Raw genomic sequence first — 17789 nt, forward strand, 5'->3', positions numbered from 1 at the left:
TAAAGAATTTAGTTAAGTCCTCGATCGATTAGTATCCGTAAGCTCCACGTGTCACCACGCTTCCACACCGAACCTATCAACCTCATCGTCTCTGAGGGATCTTACTCACTCGAAGTGATGGGAAGTCTCATCTTGAGGGGGGCTTCATGCTTAGATGCTTTCAGCACTTATCCTTTCCACACGTAGCTACCCAGCGATGCTCCTGGCGGAACAACTGGTACACCAGCGGTGTGTCCATCCCGGTCCTCTCGTACTAAGGACAGCTCCTCTCAAACTTCCAACGCCCACGACGGATAGGGACCGAACTGTCTCACGACGTTCTGAACCCAGCTCGCGTACCGCTTTAATGGGCGAACAGCCCAACCCTTGGGACCGACTACAGCCCCAGGATGCGATGAGCCGACATCGAGGTGCCAAACCTCCCCGTCGATGTGAACTCTTGGGGGAGATAAGCCTGTTATCCCCGGGGTAGCTTTTATCCGTTGAGCGATGGCCCTTCCATGCGGAACCACCGGATCACTAAGCCCGACTTTCGTCCCTGCTCGACTTGTAGGTCTCGCAGTCAAGCTCCCTTGTGCCTTTACACTCTACGAATGATTTCCAACCATTCTGAGGGAACCTTTGGGCGCCTCCGTTACCTTTTGGGAGGCGACCGCCCCAGTCAAACTGCCCGCCTGACACTGTCTCCGAACCGGATCACGGTCCTGGGTTAGAATGTCCATACAGCCAGGGTGGTATCCCACGGATGCCTCCACCGAAGCTAGCGCTCCGGTTTCCAAGGCTCCCACCTATCCTGTACAAGCTGCACAGACATTCAATATCAGGCTACAGTAAAGCTCCACGGGGTCTTTCCGTCCTGTCGCGGGTAATGCGCATCTTCACGCATAGTATAATTTCACCGGGTCTCTCGTTGAGACAGTGCCCAAGTCGTTGCACCTTTCGTGCGGGTCGGAACTTACCCGACAAGGAATTTCGCTACCTTAGGACCGTTATAGTTACGGCCGCCGTTTACTGGGGCTTCGGTTCAAAGCTTCGCCTTGCGGCTAACATTTCCCCTTAACCTTCCAGCACCGGGCAGGTGTCAGCCCCTATACTTCGCCTTTCGGCTTCGCAGAGACCTGTGTTTTTGCTAAACAGTCGCTTGGGCCTATTCACTGCGGCTCCATGTAAATGAAGCACCCCTTCTCCCGAAGTTACGGGGTCATTTTGCCGAGTTCCTTAACGAGAGTTCTCCCGCTCACCTTAGGATTCTCTCCTCGCCTACCTGTGTCGGTTTGCGGTACGGGCACCTATGATCTAACTAGAGGCTTTTCTTGGCAGTGTGAAATCCGGAACTTCGGTACTAAATTTCCCTCCCCATCACAGCTTGAAATTGCCAGACGGATTTGCCTATCTGACTTTCTCACTGCTTGGGCGCACATATCCATCAGTGCGCATTCCTTATCCTACTGCGTCCCCCCATCGCTCAAACAATCATGAGGTGGTACAGGAATATCTACCTGTTGTCCATCGCCTACGCCTTTCGGCCTCGGCTTAGGTCCCGACTAACCCTGAGAGGACGAGCCTTCCTCAGGAAACCTTAGGCATTCGGTGAAAGAGATTCTCACTCTTTTTTCGCTACTCATACCGGCATTCTCACTTCTAAGCGCTCCACCAGTCCTCACGGTCTGACTTCACAGCACTTAGAACGCTCTCCTACCATTGTTCGTAAGAACAATCCGCAGCTTCGGTGATACGTTTAGCCCCGGTACATTTTCGGCGCAGAGTCACTCGACCAGTGAGCTATTACGCACTCTTTAAATGATGGCTGCTTCTAAGCCAACATCCTGGTTGTCTGGGCAACTCCACATCCTTTTCCACTTAACGTATACTTTGGGACCTTAGCTGGCGGTCTGGGCTGTTTCCCTTTCGACTATGAACCTTATCACCCATAGTCTGACTCCCAAGTAAAAGTAACTGGCATTCGGAGTTTGACTGAATTCGGTAACCCGGTGAGGGCCCCTAGTCCAATCAGTGCTCTACCTCCAGTACTCTATTTCTTGAGGCTAGCCCTAAAGCTATTTCGGAGAGAACCAGCTATCTCCGTGTTCGATTGGCATTTCACCCCTACCCACACCTCATCCCCGCATTTTTCAACATACGTGGGTTCGGGCCTCCAGTCAGTGTTACCTGACCTTCACCCTGGACATGGGTAGATCACACGGTTTCGGGTCTACGACCGCATACTCATTCGCCCTATTCAGACTCGCTTTCGCTGCGGCTCCGTGTCTTCCACTTAACCTTGCATACGATCGTAACTCGCCGGTCCATTCTACAAAAGGTACGCCGTTACCCATTAACGGGCTTCGACTACTTGTAGGCACACGGTTTCAGGTTCTATTTCACTCCCCTTCCGGGGTGCTTTTCACCTTTCCCTCACGGTACTGGTTCACTATCGGTCACTAGAGAGTATTTAGCCTTGGGAGATGGTCCTCCCGGATTCCGACGGAATTCCACGTGTTCCGCCGTACTCAGGATACACTCCGGAGGGAATTCTTTTTCAACTACAGGGCTGTTACCTTCTGTGGCTGACCTTTCCAGGTCGATTCATTTAAAGAATTCCTTGGTAACTCCGAGTGGAGTGTCCTACAACCCCAGAAAGCAAGCTTTCTGGTTTGGGCTCTTTCCGTTTCGCTCGCCGCTACTCAGGAAATCGATTTTTCTTTCTCTTCCTCCGGGTACTGAGATGTTTCAGTTCCCCGGGTCTACCTCATGCACCCTATGTATTCAGATGCATGTACTGTTCCATTACGAACAGTGGGTTCCCCCATTCGGAAATCCCCGGATCAAAGTTTACTTACAACTCCCCGAGGCATATCGGTGTTAGTCCCGTCCTTCATCGGCTTCTAGTGCCAAGGCATCCACCGTGCGCCCTTATTCACTTAACTAAGTTACAGTAAATAAGCGTACTAATTTATTAGCCTTGCTTTTATTTAAAAATATTGATGTCGTTGTTACTCTTATTTAGTTTTCAAGGTACAAAAATGGAGCCTAGCGGGATCGAACCGCTGACCTCCTGCGTGCAAGGCAGGCGCTCTCCCAGCTGAGCTAAGGCCCCACGATATAAAATTCAAAATAGATGGTGGGCCTGAGTGGACTCGAACCACCGACCTCACGCTTATCAGGCGTGCGCTCTAACCAGCTGAGCTACAGGCCCATCTATTATAAGTATCATGTTCATGAAAGAAATTAATCTCTCAAAACTGAACCAAACAACCAAGTATGTTTCCGTAATAATCCTTAGAAAGGAGGTGATCCAGCCGCACCTTCCGATACGGCTACCTTGTTACGACTTCACCCCAATCATTAGTCCCACCTTCGGCGGCTGGCTCCAAAAGGTTACCTCACCGACTTCGGGTGTTACCAACTCTCGTGGTGTGACGGGCGGTGTGTACAAGGCCCGGGAACGTATTCACCGCGGCATGCTGATCCGCGATTACTAGCGATTCCGGCTTCATGTAGGCGAGTTGCAGCCTACAATCCGAACTGAGAATGGTTTTATGGGATTGGCTTGACCTCACGGGTTCGCTTCCCTTTGTTCCATCCATTGTAGCACGTGTGTAGCCCAGGTCATAAGGGGCATGATGATTTGACGTCATCCCCACCTTCCTCCGGTTTGTCACCGGCAGTCACCTTAGAGTGCCCAACTGAATGCTGGCAACTAAGATCAAGGGTTGCGCTCGTTGCGGGACTTAACCCAACATCTCACGACACGAGCTGACGACAACCATGCACCACCTGTCACTCTGTCCCCGAAGGGAAAACTCTATCTCTAGAGGTATCAGAGGATGTCAAGACCTGGTAAGGTTCTTCGCGTTGCTTCGAATTAAACCACATGCTCCACCGCTTGTGCGGGCCCCCGTCAATTCTTTTGAGTTTCAGCCTTGCGGCCGTACTCCCCAGGCGGAGTGCTTAATGCGTTAACTTCAGCACTAAGGGGCGGAAACCCCCTAACACCTAGCACTCATCGTTTACGGCGTGGACTACCAGGGTATCTAATCCTGTTCGCTACCCACGCTTTCGCTCCTCAGCGTCAGTTACAGACCAGAGAGTCGCCTTCGCCACTGGTGTTCCTCCACATCTCTACGCATTTCACCGCTACACGTGGAATTCCACTCTCCTCTTCTGTACTCAAGTCCTCCAGTTTCCAATGACCCTCCACGGTTAAGCCGTGGGCTTTCACATCAGACTTAAAAGACCGCCTGCGAGCGCTTTACGCCCAATAATTCCGGACAACGCTTGCCACCTACGTATTACCGCGGCTGCTGGCACGTAGTTAGCCGTGGCTTTCTGGTTAGGTACCGTCAAGGTTGGGTCAGTTACTACCCAACTTGTTCTTCCCTAACAACAGAGTTTTACGATCCGAAAACCTTCATCACTCACGCGGCGTTGCTCCGTCAGACTTTCGTCCATTGCGGAAGATTCCCTACTGCTGCCTCCCGTAGGAGTCTGGGCCGTGTCTCAGTCCCAGTGTGGCCGATCACCCTCTCAGGTCGGCTACGCATCGTCGCCTTGGTGAGCCGTTACCTCACCAACTAGCTAATGCGCCGCGGGCCCATCTGTAAGTGACAGCCGAAACCGTCTTTTATCTTCTCACCATGAGATGAAAAGTGTTATCCGGTATTAGCTCACGTTTCCGCGAGTTATCCCGATCTTACAGGCAGGTTGCCCACGTGTTACTCACCCGTCCGCCGCTCATTCCATAAACATTACCCCGAAGGGTTCTGTTTATTTCCTGCGCTCGACTTGCATGTATTAGGCACGCCGCCAGCGTTCGTCCTGAGCCAAGATCAAACTCTCCATAAAAAGTTTGTAATACTTAGCTTTTGTAGAAGCTGACTTCTACTTGTTTTAAAAAGAAAAACGAGTTTCCTTTTTCTTGACATACTGGTTGTTTTGTTCAGTTTTCAAAGATCAATTTGTTATAATGTCGTTTTTTAGCGACGAGATATAATATAACATGGTATCAAATTGTTGTCAATATGTTTTTGCAAAAAAACTTTTTTCTGTTTTCCAGAAATTGTTTTATTAAGCGACAACAGAATTTAATATAGCATAATAAAAACAGTTGAGCAATAGGTAAAACAAAAAAACAATAATTATGATTAGTTTTTATTTTTAGTTTACATTATTGCCACAATAAATATTTATTCAGCATGACTTACACCCAGCATCAACCTTATAAATGAATACTCCTCACATACTTAACGACGAGTTCAATGTGAGGAGCTTTACAATTACTGATTTTCTTGTCGCTTTGGCATGTATTTCACACATTCCTGTTCACTGGCTACACGACGAAGTAATTGAAAAAGGTTACGGTATCTTTCTCTCATCGCCCGTTTAACCATATGATCAATTCTACTGTCTCCCATATCTAATAGTAACTCTTCAAGCTCTCTTTTTAATAAGTACTCAATCTCTTTTTGTTCCATTTCATTAATCAATAAGCCCAACATTTCATTCACCTCATAATCTTCTCTACTATCTAGACAGCTTTACAGCTGTGTCATCGTTCAATTAATACCATTCATCACTAAATCCCTTTGCCAAAAACATAACTTATTTTCAGAAAAGGTACATTACAACCATTCGTCGCTCAGAGTGAATTTTGTCGGTTGTTGTTATCTTCACCCGTATCAAGGCGGTATTTCTCGAACATCATCAAGCACGGTATCTTTTGTTAAACTTACTATTCCCCTATTTCCACTATTTTCATCCCCTTTTTTGCTAAATTCTTCAACTATCGATTTTCTTAGAAAGTGAAAATACATTCAGTTATGGGGTTCACTTCGTCCTTCACTGAACATAAGCCCCTTACAAACATTCACGTTTTATCTCTCTTATGCTTAATGGAGTTGTAGTACAGTTCGTTAATGCATAAGAAATCCTAAGGCTTGTTCATATTTCTCATCACTGCTCATAAACATAATAGTAAGAGTCAATGGAGAAAATGGAGGAGAAATTATGGATCATTTTTATGCTATCGGCTTAAGACGGCGGAAAAGCCTAATTATTATTGCGCTTGCACTTTTTACATCATTATTTATATGGACACAAAGGGATGCTGTTATTTCTGTTTTTTCTAATGAGAAACCAACTGCTCTTTCAAAGGGAAACGAAGATGAACCCGCTATCGCATTAACATTTAACATTAGTTGGGGCGAAGAAAGAGTATTGGACATTTTGGATCAGCTTAAAAATGAAAATGTACAAGCAACATTTTTTGTCAGTGGTGAATGGGCAGAACGTCATCCGAAAATACTGGAACAAATTTCAGAAGGTGAGCATGAGTTAGGAATGATGGGTTATCGATATAAAAGCTACCTGGATCAGGAAATTGAACAAGTAAGAAAGGATTTGCTTTATGCTCGTGATATTTTCAACAAGCTTGGATATGAGGATGTTAACCTATTACGAACACCTAGCGGGCATTTCAATGAAGAAGTCATGGAGCTGGCAGAAAGTTTGGATTTTGATGTGATTCATTGGAACATTAACCCGAATGATTGGGAAAACCCAGGAACTTCTGTAATTGTTGATAAGGTGATGAAAGATACAAGCAACGGGGATATTATCTTATTCCATGCTTCTGATGCTGCTAAACAAACAGCAGATGCTCTAAAAACGATTTTGCCTGGGTTAAAAAATAAAGGATTCCAACCTGTAACAATTTCTGAATTAATCAACCAAGCACATGCTGAAACCAATCCAGTTGAATAAAAAAAGCTCAAAAACCTCTGACCGAATTTTAGTCAGAGGTCTTTTATTTATGCTTTACTAGCCTTCGCATTTTTACTTAACTTGCTCGTTTTCTTTCCTTCTGTTTGTTTCCCCTCTGCTTTTTTCGTTATTCGGTGCAAGGTAAGCAATTGATATGTATTACACGCAAGTAATGGAACAATCATTAACCAAGCATAATCACTGCCTTGCACTTGCAATCCAGGAACCCACTCAACCGTTGTGATAACAACCATAAAAAATAGTGCTGGTACAAACGCCTTAGGGTTTGTTTCCTTTGCTTTTCTCTTCGCCACAACCCAACCAAATGCTAATAAGCCAGCTGCACCTAAGATATACCAATAAATAGCTACCGTTCCATCAGCTGCTCGATATGGGAAGTAAACTAAATCAAATAGAACAAATGCAATGACGAGTACTTGAACAGTTGGCCAAAAGGAACGAAACATATTCAATCCCATTCGGTGAATAAATAGATAGGCAAAAAAACCAGTCATACTGACAACGCTAAATGTCAGACCTAGTCCAACAAAAAACAAAATGAGTCCAACTACTTCTATGAAATCAAACGGACTTAAATACGTTGCATAATCTTGTGGCTTTACAAAGAAGCTAACAACAAGACCCGCAATTCCCCCAATAATAAATGTTTTCCATAAAAAATTTACCAAGTTACGACTATTCAATATAAAATCCCCCTACAATCTGTGGCAATGAACAACTTTCATGATCATAATAGTGACTCTAATAGTACATCCTTTACATACATATTCTAACATGAAGCGCTTTATTTTTCCCACCCCAAGTGAATATTTTATAAATTTGTCACTCATATTAAGGATATAGGAAGGAGGAACAATATCACATGTTACGCAAAGTATGTTTAACACTCCTTGCAATATCCTTCATGTTATTAGTTGCATGTAATGGTGAAGGTGGCTCCCCAAAAGAGGGAGATTATGAAGCAACAAAGAAAATGGTTGTTGATATATTACAAACAGAAGATGGAAAAAAGGCGTTAGCAGAAATAATGTCCGATGAGAAACTGAAGCAAGAGCTTGTCATTCAGTCTGATGTGGTAAAAAAGTCAATTAATGAGACTCTTGTATCTGACAAGGGGAAAGAAATGTGGTCGACATTATTCGAAGACCCGAAGTTTGTCGAGGGCTATGCCAAGTCCATGTCAGAAGAGCATAAGAAATTGATGAAAGACTTAATGAGTGATGCAGAATATCAGAAGCAAATGCTGGAATTATTACAAAATCCTGAAGTTACCAATCAAATGCTAAGTCTCTTAAAAAGCCAGCAATTTAAAGCACACTTAGAGGAATCCATCACACAGACACTTGAAACCCCATTATTTCAAGCAAAAATGCAAGAAATCTTGCTTAAAGCAGCTGAAGAACAAGCTAAGCAACAAGGTGAAGGCGGTTCTCAGCAACAGGGTGGCGGTCAAGGCAACGGCGGAGAAGAAGAACCTGGCGGCGGTAGTGGAGGCGGTAGTGGAGGCGGTGGCGGCGGCAATTAGCAACATCACTTGCTTATCTACTTCATATGTCTGGAAAATACAACAAAGAGGGGAAAAAATCCCCTCTTTTATTCATCTTCCAGCTTGGCAATGACCTTCGCTGCAATTTTATGGAACTGTTTGCCATTCGGATGGTCTTCTTGGTACACGGAAGGAGCAAATACATCTTCTTCTTCATATGGCTGTTGAATTGGTAATTGTCCTAATACTTTTGTTTTTAGGACCTCCGCAAGCTTTTTACCGCCGCCTTCACCAAACACATATTCAATCTCGCCAGTTTTCTTGCTTTCAAAATAGGCCATGTTTTCGACAACACCTAAAATTTCATGATCCGTCTTCAGAGCCATTTGCCCTGCCCTTGCTGCTACAAATGCCGCTGTCGGGTGCGGAGTTGTTACGATAATTTCTTTACACGTTGGCAGAAGCTCATGGACATCCATTGCAATATCTCCTGTTCCTGGTGGTAAATCAAGGAGAAGGTAGTCCAAATCGCCCCATTCCACTTCTGAAAAGAAGCTGTTAATCATTTTTCCAAGCATTGGTCCGCGCCAAATAATCGGTGAATTATCTTCTACAAAGAAGCCCATTGAGATTACTTTTACACCAAATCGTTCAACAGGAAGAATCTTTTTGCCACGAACAACAGGGCGTTCTTCCACACCCATCATGTCAGGAACACTGAAACCGTAAATGTCAGCATCAATAATACCGACCTTTTTACCAAGTCGCATAAGAGAAACAGCGAGGTTAACCGTAACAGTAGACTTTCCTACGCCACCTTTACCACTGGCAATTGCAATAAACTTCGTATTGGTGTTTCCACCCATTAGTGAAGCTTCCTTCGCTTCGTCTGCTGCAGGCTGATATTTTTGAATAACCTCATCCGGCAGCTGTTCAAATCGTAGTCCAACAGTGTTTGCGCCACTTCTTTTCAAAATGCCGACGATTTCCTGCTGCATTTGCATTTGTTCAGCGGTATTTGTTTTCGAGATACCAATTTTGACACTGACGTGCTTCTTGTCCTCCTTAATCGTTACACTGATAATTCCACCGGTTTCTTCCAGTGTTCTATGTAAAAAAGGATCCTTTATAGGATTTAGTAGTTCTTTTACTTCTTCTTGCGTTATCATCGTAAGTCACCACCCCTTATCTTATGTACTAACAAATGAAGTACTACATCTGTTATAGGTCGTTCAAAAAGTCCGGTAAAAATGATATCGAATTTCGCACGAATGCTAGCTTTTCCTGCAAAAACGTCTGCTTACATATTAAAAGATTCAATGAACTTCTGTTAAAACCATCCACGTCCTGTGGACAACACAGAAGTCACCATCCTGTGGATGCCCTCTACTCATAACTCCGCACCTCGAACTCCGACGCACAGAACGTGCTAGTGTCAGCGCCTGTAAAAGGTCGTTGCGAAATTAGCCGACTTCGATCCTTTTTATCCTCCTTTTGAACACGTACTGTTAGTATAACATAATTCGAGCTAAATCTAAGTGATTTGCACTATGGTTACGGTTTCAATCTTCCTCTTGCATATCCTCTGTTAAATATCTCAGAACCCCTTCATAAATACTCACTGCCATTTTCCGTTGGTAATCCTCTTGTGTCAATAACGCCTGCTCCTCCGGGTTCGACAAAAAACCAATCTCTACGAGTGCCCCGGGCACCTTTGCGTGCTTCAATAAATAGACCCCATTAATAACTAATGGTGAGCGATTTGTATTCTCTAGATTACGAATAATCTCTTCTTGAATCATTTTTGCTAAATGCCCATTTTCATCAAATGAAGGGTAATAGAAAGTTTGCGCACCTTTCCAGCGGCTGGAAGGAACAGCATTTAAATGAACAGTCAAGAAAAAATCCGGTTCTTTTTCATGGATAAACTCCAGTCGGTTACGAATATCCTCAGCTTTTCTTCTTGCTAACCCTTTCGTACTCTCATCAGCAAGGTCCGTATCTTCTTCTCTCGTCAAATAAACGAGCGCACCATTTTGCTGGAGATAGCTTTGCAGCATTTTCGAAACAGCTAGCGAAATATCCTTTTCCTCTGTTTCATCTGACCCAACAGCTCCACCATCTGGACCACCATGTCCCGGATCAATCACAATCGTTTTTCCGGAAAGTGGTGGCGACCATGGACCACTCGCTTCAAAATCACTTTGAGTAATTGGAATTTGAATTAAAAACACTAACACAAATACCCCAAGCACCCAATACATTACCTTCGTCCTACGCACCATCTTACCCGCTCCTCTAGAGATTGTTCAAGAAGTCCGGCCAAAATATTCCACTTCTTCTGAACACGTATTTTAACTATTCTATTCTTAAATTTATGGGACAAGTTACGGGTTTATGACTACCGATTTGTGGTATGCTAAAGATGAGAAAATGTTTACTGAAAACTGAAAAAGGCTAATTACAAATAGACAAATGAACAGGAGGGAAAACGGTATGATTTGGATTGGTATTGGTTTAATCATTATAGGAGTTGCATTTATTGGATTGGTTGTTTTCCTTATTAAACCATTGAACAAGCTTGCAAGTGTTTTAAATAGCTTACAGAAGACAACGGATAAGCTTCCAAAAACAGTGGATGATGTAACTTCCCAAACAACAGAAGCAATCGGAACAGGAATTGATACACTTCATCAGGTAAATAGTCAGGTTAAACATTTAAGCCCCATCTTCCAAATCGTTGGGGATGCTGGACATGCTGCTAACCAGCTGTCATCAAAAATGGTGGATGCAGTTGAAGATATGAAGCAAAATACACAGCAAGCCAATGATTTTGCAACAAGAAAAAACCTTGAGGGACTATACGGAGCATTAACGCTTGGTTTTTTTCTTTTTCAAAAAGCGAGGAAGTAACTCTAAATACAAGAACTTGAAATTAAATAAGAGACGAGTCGTTTTTTAACGACTCGTCTCTTATTATTTCTCTAGAGGGATTATTTAACAATCTTATCGTTTACTTCTTGCTTAATGCGCTCGATATCATTCGCCCGCATTGCTCCATCCGCATAGAGTTTCTTTTCAAAATTTTTCACGCGCTCAAAAACCGACTTATCTTCTCCTTGCTCTTGCCTTTTCGATAAATAGTCGACCGCCAGCCAGCCAAGAGAAACTCCTGCAACAGCGCTTGCAAGCATGGCGAAATTCCTTTTGCCTTCTCTCATATTGTTCACCCTTTTGCTTTTTTCAGTTCCTGACGCTTTTTAAGCCAGTAGTATCCTAAGGCAAAGGTGCCATAGACGCCCCCAAGCTTATTGCTTTCTGCAACTTCCTTACCGCCTTCTGTTTTCGTCTTAATTGAGTCGGTTACATCTACTAGTGAAGAAGAGAATTTACGCGTAACATTTCCGACATCACCAATCACATAAAATAGCGGGCTTAAATGCTTTAGCTTGTCATTTACATCTACTAACGTTTGATTACTTTCATTAATCATATTACCTGTTTCTTTAAATACATCATCCAATTGCTTTGGCAGCTCTTTTACAGTCTTATCTATTCCACCCAGGACACCTGCAAGGTTATTCAAAGCATGTCCAATGAAGAACGCTAAAACAAGAAACGCCACTCCAATAAGTAGTACACCAATCCCAACTAACGTCATCTTGATCCCTCTTTTCCTGTATTTACCGGAACAACTTCCGTATGCTGTACCATCAATTCATTTTTTTCCTTTGTTCCCTTTTGCCATTTTGAAAACAACTGTATGGCAACCTCACTCCATGTCATTCCTGCGACAAAAGGCTTCATTTTTTGTTCTAATTTTTGCTCTGATAGCTGTTTGCTTTTTTCATCATAGACTTCATTCAATGATATGACTGATTTTCCGACATTTTCTGCAGAGTCAAAAACACTATCTGTAGCATTTATCTTTTCCCGTATGTCATCAACCAGTTTACTTGATTCATTTAATGTTTTCGTAAGATGTGGGGTCATGTATTCTAATTCTCTCTCAAGTTCTCCTAGCGATGTTCCGAGCGTTTTCACCATATTTGCAACACGTTTTAATACAAAGGATAGATAAATGGCAACAATTGCAAAGGCGATCGAAACGAACAAAATACTGACGTAAAAGATTTCCATATGTAATGGTCCCTCCTTATTTAACACTACTATATTATACCACGCGACCTAATAAATAAAACGTTTACGCGCAGATCCAGAAGATTGATAAGAGCAAATCATGGGTATAGAGAAAGTAACGAACGAATTGGAGGATTCCCAATGGCTACTGTTAAACAATTTTCACAAGAATTTATGAAGAAATTCAACGAACAAAATGTTACGTTACTTGCCGCATCTTTAGCATACTATTTTCTTTTAGCTATTTTTCCGCTGTTAATCGTAGCATTCGCTATTATTCCCTATTTTCAAATCAGTCCTGATGATGCGATGGAATTTATTGGCTCTATCATCCCTGGTGAGCTCGTTTCTGTCTTTGAAGAAAACATCGTCAGTCTCGTAGCAACACCACGCGGAGGTCTGTTAACCGTCGGTATTATTGGTGCGCTCTGGTCTGCGTCAAATGGAATTAATGCGTTTATTAAAGCATCGAACGAAGCATATGATGTCGAAGAAACCCGATCCTTTATCGTTGTTCGTCTCATTGCTTTTGGGTTAACTCTAAGCTTAATTTTAGCAGTGGTTACCGCTATTTTACTACCTGTGTTCGGTGATGTTCTTTTAGAGTTCACTATTTCATTGCTTGGCATAAACGCCGAAATGACATGGCTCTTGCAAGTGTTACGATATGCAATTAGTCTCATTATTATTACTGTATTGCTCATGTGTCTCTATCGATTCGCACCAAATAAAAGAATCCCATTTAAGCATATACTCCCTGGTGCAATAGGAGCAAGCATTCTGTGGCAGGTTATCTCATTTGGTTTTTCCATCTACGTAGGTAATTTCGGAAACTACTCTGCCACATATGGAAGTCTTGGAGGAATCATCGTCTTAATGATTTGGTTTTTCTTAACGGCTATCATTCTCCTCGTTGGTGCTCTCCTTAGTGTGATGTACCACCAAAAGGCAACGAGGGAGAATAAAGAAATTCATAAGGCTGCAAATATATAGTACGAATGGGCTTGGAGCATATCTCCAAGCCTTCATTTACCGACGGAGAATAGCATTAATACTTTCTCGCACCTTAAAAGGCAAAGGTTGTTCCATTGCTTTATGCAATAAATCAGGACGTGTAACAGGATTTGATTGAAGATATTTCTCGATTCGTTTTGCCTTTTCTTGCTTATTTGGAATTAACTGATATAAAACAAACCAATCCTCCAATGCTGCCAAAGGAATCGAAACGCCTTGAATATTTTTTCTTCCAACAATGTGATTTGCATCAAAGACCAATTGATAAATCCCTTGATCATGTTCGATAGCGAAGTTCCCCATTACATCAACCCCAACACCATCTACCTCGTATTGATAAAAGTAGGTTGTGCGAAATGGATCCTTTCTAGAAGCTGTTTTCTCTTTCCCAACCCGACTCATCGCATACCTGATAGGATCGATATCCTTTTCTGCAATCAATAAATCGATATCATTTGGTGAATCAGCTATTCGGTAGTGATTCAATAATAGAGAGCCGCCAAGTGCCCATTCTAGATTCTTCTCATCTAATTGTTCCCCTATTTTAATTAAAGAATGATGGATCTTCATAAGGTAACCTCATTTCCGATTTTACATTTCTATACCGCTACCTAGACAATAAGCCTGTTATAAAAGACTCCAGCCACTTCGCATCCTTAAACGATTCTTTTGTTAATTGCTTCGTTTGTAGTGGGGTAATGAATTGAGCACCGTGCTGAAAAGAGTTTGACTGTTTAACAGCAACGAATTCCCCCCGCTCTACTCCATCAGCTACCTCTACAATATCTTCTACATGCAGACCTCTTTCAATGCTTTCTTTTTCGATTCTTCCTTCTTCCGTCATTTTCCAAACAGCATCCGCAAAAATTGCTTTCTCAAAAAGCACCGTTGCACCTAGTGACTCATCCATTGTAATGGCAATATCTACGTGATAGCCTGGAAGCAATTCCTCTGCATCATCTCCTGTTTCAAAAGCAACCTTGAAAGGATAGATACTTTCTTTTTCGATTTCGATCTCATTTGGTGATTTACTAACTTCCTCGACGACTCCATCTAAGCGAGTACCTATTTCATGAACAGCTACTTCAGCGGCCCGCCCTTCCTCCATCTGGGCCCGCTCTTGCTCTGTCAATTCACCGACTGCAAGCACATTATTATTTTGAATCGTAATTACGGGATCATCCAGATTTACATGCAGCTGACTAATTGTCCCTTCATAAGGACTTTCTACTGTTAGAGTATCCCCTGTTGTCCGCAGCTCGGCTAATTGATTATTAATCGTCTGAAGCTGAGCATTTTTTTGTGACAGCTCCAACTCTTGTTCGACAAGAAATTGCTCCTTCAGCAAATCAGCTTCAATCGACGTTTGCGGGTACTCGACTTCAATTAACTCCTCCGTAATGCTGACGGCATGTGGCGAACCAATCTCATCAGACGGGATCTGATACATTTCCATTTGCGAAATCGCTTGTTCAATTGCCGAAATCTCTCCCTGAATTTGATCGGCTTGATTCATCAAATTAGTTTCCATTTCGTAATAATCATGAACGAGGTATGTATATAATGCATCACCGGCATTTACCTGCTCTCCTTCTTCGACAAGAAATTCCTGAAAGCTTCCAAGCTGTTTGTCGAAGTAAACATGCTCTTCCCCAACAGCGCGAAGCACACCAGGCTTAAAAATCTTCTCCCTCATATCTTTTTCAAAACTCTTCGTCCATTCATTCACATACGATGTCCGTTCCACTTTTCCTTCATCGTCCAGGAATACCAGCAGAAAGTTTACAGCGATGAAAAGAATCATCATTATGAGAATCAGTCTCTTACGCATCACCCAAACCACCCGCCTAATATGTAAGAATCACCCATGGCAATAAGCGCTGTAAGACACCAGCCAAGAAAATGCAATAAAATAACGTTTATAGCGATGACGTACTGTTTCATCTCCGAAAAAGCAGAGATATATTTTACTTGAAACCAAATAATCCATAATTGGAATAATGTAATGGCTCCAAAAAAGAGAATCACCCAAGGTATTTCCGTTATGTAAGAGGCGATAATTCCTAATGATAATGGTGACACCTGCCAGTTTAACCCAACAAAAATAACAAGTGGAATCCAAAGCAGTCGTTCCATTAACATGACAACCAAGACAACCTGCTGCATAATAACTAGCTTTTGATATGGTATTCCAGTGAGCAGGTAGAACAAAAGGCTCGGAAAAAATAAGATAAATGCTGCAAACAAAATCGCATAGAGTGCTCTGCCTAGTATGAACCATAGCTTACTTGTTTCATAAGCCGTATCACTTAGTGTTACCGCAATACCTGAAATACGTTCTGTTCCTAATCCAAGGAATGCCATCCAAAGATAAATTGCGATTGCAGCAACAACAAGGACAACGTTCACCTTCCACAACTGCTCTATGCGTTCTGCTTTTTTTATGCGAAATAAATCGTCCTCCATCGAAAAGAGGAGCCTAAATAAATGAACACGATATGTCATAAACCCCATTCCTTTTCTTCTTGCCGTAATGACTTTATTTTAACTTACAATTTGAAGAAATTCTATGAATTTTGTCTTTTCTGACTCATAACAGGACATTAGTCCCTATGTTGGGTGGCTGGAAGGGCTGGTGTGGTGCGGTAGTTTAGGTTTCGGGCGGTAGTGGGCGGGAAGGTGTCTTATTTTTACGTTTCGTGCTATAGCAGATCAGGGAGGTGTCTTATTTTCACGTTTTGCGCTATAACCGGACGGGGAGGTGTCTTATTTTCGCGTTTTGCGCTATAACCGGATGGGGAGGTGTCTTATTTTCGCGTTTTGCGCTATAACCGGACGGGGAGGTGTCTTATTTTTGCGTTTTGCGCTATAACCGGATGGGGAGGTGTCTTATTTTTGCGTTTTGCGCTATAACCGGATGGGGAGGTGTCTTATTTTCGGATATTTACAGTAACTGATTAATGAAAACCGCTATATCAGTAGACATACCGGTTTTCACAAGTGTTTCTACATCCTTAGAAATAATCCGCAAAAAACGTCTGTTTCATCGGGATAAGTTTTTCTATTTTTTCAATCGTATGCCTATCTCCGTAAATTAGCTCCAATTCTGCTAGCTCTTGTGGACGTTTATAACCGAGCAACATGGAGGTGAGCTGTTGGACCGTACAATGCATTCCTTCACTTCCACTTAGATTCGTGTTCAAATTGGAAATCGTTACATTACCGTCTGTTCCACTTATTTCATAAGTCCCACTATTCTCTGGTACAAAACTGTCTTCTACATGTAGCTGCATGGAAACGTCTGGTAATTCCTCAAAGGGATAGATTGACAAAAATCCTGGCACGTCAACAATACGCGCCATAAAGTATGGTTCAATTGTTTGCTTAAAGCGTGGCTCATCGATCAATAATGGTAATTTATCATTTTCAGGAACCACCATCTTGACCTCATTTGCCATGGAGTCATGATTAGCAATAAAATTCAGAAGCAGCTTCCAACCGTTTAATGACAGATATACAAATTCTTTTACTTCAAATTGTTTATCTTTTACATTGTAGAATATGTATCCTTCTGCTTGATTACTATCATCGTAACAAACTGCCATCATCGTACCCTTTGCTAAAACACGCTGTTTCCACCATTTTTCATCACGAGTGAGTGCTCCATTGAATTGCTTGGCGAAATCAGTATAAATAGTGTGAAAAAGTTCGATATTCACGGGAGTTCTTCGGACGCAGCCAGCTGTATCCCATTTCTGTTTTAATGCTTCCATTGGAATGGTATAGTGTTTTTCATCAAATGCAACTTCCCAGCCAAATCTCCGATAAAATGGAACCGAAAATGGATGTAAATATGACAAGGTTTGCCCATTTTCCTTCATATATTTTAAGGCATGAGCAAGCAGATCCTTTACCATTCCATTTCTGCGGTATTCTGGCCATGTTGCCACAGAGCTAATACCACCAATATCAAAGGTCTTACCATTTATATATACAGAAAGTGGTATTAAATGGAGCTTAGCAGCAATCTCCTCTTCCTCCATCCATCCATCCCCAAATGGTATGTCGATCAGCCTCTTCCTTCTTCTTTAATAAATCGGCTTCTGATAATTTATATTGAAAAGCAAACTGAGATAACTCAAAAATCTTGTTATAATCAGCTGGAGATAACTCTTTAATTGGATTCATATGTACATCCTCCTTATACACGATGTCTTACTCTATCATACTAGGAAAATGTAAGGGGTGGCTAATCATTTAATTGGAGGTGGAGATGTTTGAAAAGTAATCGGGTATATAGAGGAGGATAATTAAATTCAAACTTACTTGGTTTATGTGGATAACTACTTCTAAATTTAGATTTTTG

General features: G+C 42.4%; 16 protein-coding genes, 2 tRNA genes and 2 rRNA genes. 4 read left to right on the forward strand and 16 right to left on the reverse strand.

Features of this window, described 5'->3' with window-relative positions:
• Positions 1-8 precede the first annotated feature (8 nt).
• The 5 genes from NYE61_RS12590 to NYE61_RS12610 all read right to left on the reverse strand — a co-directional run bounded on the left by NYE61_RS12590 (position 9) and on the right by NYE61_RS12610 (position 5498).
• Positions 9-2927 (reverse strand): 23S ribosomal RNA (locus NYE61_RS12590).
• Between the two features lie 97 nt (positions 2928-3024).
• Positions 3025-3097 (reverse strand) — tRNA-Ala (locus NYE61_RS12595).
• A 22-nt stretch (positions 3098-3119) separates the two neighbouring features.
• A tRNA-Ile gene (locus NYE61_RS12600) sits at positions 3120-3196 on the reverse strand.
• An 87-nt stretch (positions 3197-3283) separates the two neighbouring features.
• Positions 3284-4845: ribosomal RNA gene (locus NYE61_RS12605) — 16S ribosomal RNA — on the reverse strand.
• Together the 16S and 23S rRNA genes with 2 tRNA genes alongside form the textbook arrangement of a ribosomal RNA operon.
• Before the next feature lie 431 nt (positions 4846-5276).
• A complete protein-coding gene (locus NYE61_RS12610; protein ID WP_095313377.1) occupies positions 5277-5498 on the reverse strand; it encodes a hypothetical protein in 222 nt (73 codons plus the stop codon).
• A 508-nt stretch (positions 5499-6006) separates the two neighbouring features.
• Here NYE61_RS12610 and pdaB point away from each other — a divergent pair.
• Complete coding sequence (gene pdaB / locus NYE61_RS12615) at positions 6007-6762, forward strand: polysaccharide deacetylase family sporulation protein PdaB (RefSeq protein WP_303449480.1); 756 nt, start codon at positions 6007-6009, stop codon at positions 6760-6762.
• Between the two features lie 47 nt (positions 6763-6809).
• Here pdaB and NYE61_RS12620 read toward each other — a convergent pair whose 3' ends face one another.
• Positions 6810-7466, reverse strand: a complete 657-nt coding sequence (locus tag NYE61_RS12620; RefSeq protein ID WP_303449483.1) for a KinB-signaling pathway activation protein — start codon at positions 7464-7466, stop codon at positions 6810-6812.
• Between the two features lie 179 nt (positions 7467-7645).
• Here NYE61_RS12620 and gerD point away from each other — a divergent pair, with 179 nt between their 5' ends.
• Positions 7646-8308 carry a spore germination lipoprotein GerD gene (gerD, locus tag NYE61_RS12625; protein WP_303449485.1) on the forward strand — a complete coding sequence of 221 codons (663 nt, stop codon included), beginning with the start codon at positions 7646-7648 and terminating at the stop codon, positions 8306-8308.
• A gap of 68 nt (positions 8309-8376) precedes the next feature.
• Here the strand turns inward: gerD and NYE61_RS12630 are convergent, their stop codons facing one another.
• Positions 8377-9438, reverse strand: coding sequence for an Mrp/NBP35 family ATP-binding protein (locus NYE61_RS12630; protein WP_118890084.1), 1062 nt, complete (start codon positions 9436-9438; stop codon positions 8377-8379).
• A gap of 393 nt (positions 9439-9831) precedes the next feature.
• Positions 9832-10554, reverse strand: coding sequence for an N-acetylmuramoyl-L-alanine amidase CwlD (gene cwlD / locus NYE61_RS12635; protein ID WP_303449488.1), 723 nt, complete (start codon positions 10552-10554; stop codon positions 9832-9834).
• A 211-nt stretch (positions 10555-10765) separates the two neighbouring features.
• On the opposite strand from cwlD, the gene NYE61_RS12640 reads away from it, so the two are divergent.
• On the forward strand, positions 10766-11182 hold the full coding sequence (locus NYE61_RS12640; RefSeq protein WP_095313386.1) for a DUF948 domain-containing protein: 417 nt from the start codon (positions 10766-10768) through the stop codon (positions 11180-11182).
• An 80-nt stretch (positions 11183-11262) separates the two neighbouring features.
• Here NYE61_RS12640 and NYE61_RS12645 read toward each other — a convergent pair whose 3' ends face one another.
• From NYE61_RS12645 to NYE61_RS12655, 3 genes are read right to left on the reverse strand one after another with little or no spacing between them, the layout of a single operon-like run.
• The gene (locus NYE61_RS12645) at positions 11263-11490 is read right to left on the reverse strand and encodes a hypothetical protein (protein WP_303449492.1); all 228 of its coding nucleotides are present in this window, start codon (positions 11488-11490) and stop codon (positions 11263-11265) included.
• Between the two features lie 5 nt (positions 11491-11495).
• A complete protein-coding gene (locus NYE61_RS12650; RefSeq protein WP_095313390.1) occupies positions 11496-11930 on the reverse strand; it encodes a DUF948 domain-containing protein in 435 nt (144 codons plus the stop codon).
• Positions 11927-12409, reverse strand: coding sequence for a DUF948 domain-containing protein (locus tag NYE61_RS12655; protein WP_095313392.1), 483 nt, complete (start codon positions 12407-12409; stop codon positions 11927-11929). The genes NYE61_RS12650 and NYE61_RS12655 overlap by 4 nt, the downstream gene beginning before the upstream one ends.
• Before the next feature lie 141 nt (positions 12410-12550).
• Here NYE61_RS12655 and NYE61_RS12660 point away from each other — a divergent pair, with 141 nt between their 5' ends.
• A complete protein-coding gene (locus tag NYE61_RS12660; protein ID WP_095313394.1) occupies positions 12551-13402 on the forward strand; it encodes a YihY/virulence factor BrkB family protein in 852 nt (283 codons plus the stop codon).
• Positions 13403-13438: 36 nt separating this feature from the next.
• Here the strand turns inward: NYE61_RS12660 and NYE61_RS12665 are convergent, their stop codons facing one another.
• From NYE61_RS12665 to NYE61_RS12685, 5 genes are all read right to left on the reverse strand, one after another.
• Positions 13439-13993: a hypothetical protein gene (locus NYE61_RS12665; RefSeq protein ID WP_303449496.1), complete on the reverse strand. Its 555-nt coding sequence runs from the start codon at positions 13991-13993 to the stop codon at positions 13439-13441.
• A 37-nt stretch (positions 13994-14030) separates the two neighbouring features.
• The gene (locus NYE61_RS12670; RefSeq protein WP_303449498.1) at positions 14031-15254 is read right to left on the reverse strand and encodes an HlyD family efflux transporter periplasmic adaptor subunit; all 1224 of its coding nucleotides are present in this window, start codon (positions 15252-15254) and stop codon (positions 14031-14033) included.
• Positions 15254-15928 carry a hypothetical protein gene (locus tag NYE61_RS12675; protein ID WP_303449500.1) on the reverse strand — a complete coding sequence of 225 codons (675 nt, stop codon included), beginning with the start codon at positions 15926-15928 and terminating at the stop codon, positions 15254-15256. Before NYE61_RS12675 ends, NYE61_RS12670 begins: the two co-directional genes overlap by 1 nt.
• A 509-nt stretch (positions 15929-16437) precedes the next feature.
• A complete protein-coding gene (locus NYE61_RS12680; protein ID WP_303449502.1) occupies positions 16438-17466 on the reverse strand; it encodes a GNAT family N-acetyltransferase in 1029 nt (342 codons plus the stop codon).
• A complete protein-coding gene (locus NYE61_RS12685) occupies positions 17441-17611 on the reverse strand; it encodes a hypothetical protein (protein ID WP_303449504.1) in 171 nt (56 codons plus the stop codon). The genes NYE61_RS12680 and NYE61_RS12685 overlap by 26 nt, the downstream gene beginning before the upstream one ends.
• Positions 17612-17789: the final 178 nt, after the last annotated feature.

This window comes from Oceanobacillus sp. FSL W7-1304 (genome assembly GCF_037969805.1).
Classification (GTDB): Bacteria; Bacillota; Bacilli; order Bacillales; family Amphibacillaceae; genus Oceanobacillus; species Oceanobacillus profundus.

What these genes read in the sequence shown, in the direction of transcription:
- NYE61_RS12640 (WP_095313386.1), top strand. Translation starts at nt 10,766, where the DNA reads ATGATTTGGATTGGTATTGGTTTAATCATTATAGGAGTTGCATTTATT.
- NYE61_RS12660 (WP_095313394.1), top strand. Translation starts at nt 12,551, where the DNA reads ATGGCTACTGTTAAACAATTTTCACAAGAATTTATGAAGAAATTCAAC.
- NYE61_RS12630 (WP_118890084.1), bottom strand. Translation starts at nt 9,438, where the DNA reads ATGATAACGCAAGAAGAAGTAAAAGAACTACTAAATCCTATAAAGGAT.
- cwlD (WP_303449488.1), bottom strand. Translation starts at nt 10,554, where the DNA reads ATGGTGCGTAGGACGAAGGTAATGTATTGGGTGCTTGGGGTATTTGTG.
- NYE61_RS12675 (WP_303449500.1), bottom strand. Translation starts at nt 15,928, where the DNA reads ATGACATATCGTGTTCATTTATTTAGGCTCCTCTTTTCGATGGAGGAC.
- NYE61_RS12645 (WP_303449492.1), bottom strand. Translation starts at nt 11,490, where the DNA reads ATGAGAGAAGGCAAAAGGAATTTCGCCATGCTTGCAAGCGCTGTTGCA.
- gerD (WP_303449485.1), top strand. Translation starts at nt 7,646, where the DNA reads ATGTTACGCAAAGTATGTTTAACACTCCTTGCAATATCCTTCATGTTA.
- NYE61_RS12650 (WP_095313390.1), bottom strand. Translation starts at nt 11,930, where the DNA reads ATGACGTTAGTTGGGATTGGTGTACTACTTATTGGAGTGGCGTTTCTT.
- NYE61_RS12680 (WP_303449502.1), bottom strand. Translation starts at nt 17,466, where the DNA reads ATGGAGGAAGAGGAGATTGCTGCTAAGCTCCATTTAATACCACTTTCT.
- NYE61_RS12685 (WP_303449504.1), bottom strand. Translation starts at nt 17,611, where the DNA reads ATGAATCCAATTAAAGAGTTATCTCCAGCTGATTATAACAAGATTTTT.
- NYE61_RS12665 (WP_303449496.1), bottom strand. Translation starts at nt 13,993, where the DNA reads ATGAAGATCCATCATTCTTTAATTAAAATAGGGGAACAATTAGATGAG.
- NYE61_RS12610 (WP_095313377.1), bottom strand. Translation starts at nt 5,498, where the DNA reads ATGTTGGGCTTATTGATTAATGAAATGGAACAAAAAGAGATTGAGTAC.
- NYE61_RS12670 (WP_303449498.1), bottom strand. Translation starts at nt 15,254, where the DNA reads ATGCGTAAGAGACTGATTCTCATAATGATGATTCTTTTCATCGCTGTA.
- NYE61_RS12655 (WP_095313392.1), bottom strand. Translation starts at nt 12,409, where the DNA reads ATGGAAATCTTTTACGTCAGTATTTTGTTCGTTTCGATCGCCTTTGCA.
- pdaB (WP_303449480.1), top strand. Translation starts at nt 6,007, where the DNA reads ATGGATCATTTTTATGCTATCGGCTTAAGACGGCGGAAAAGCCTAATT.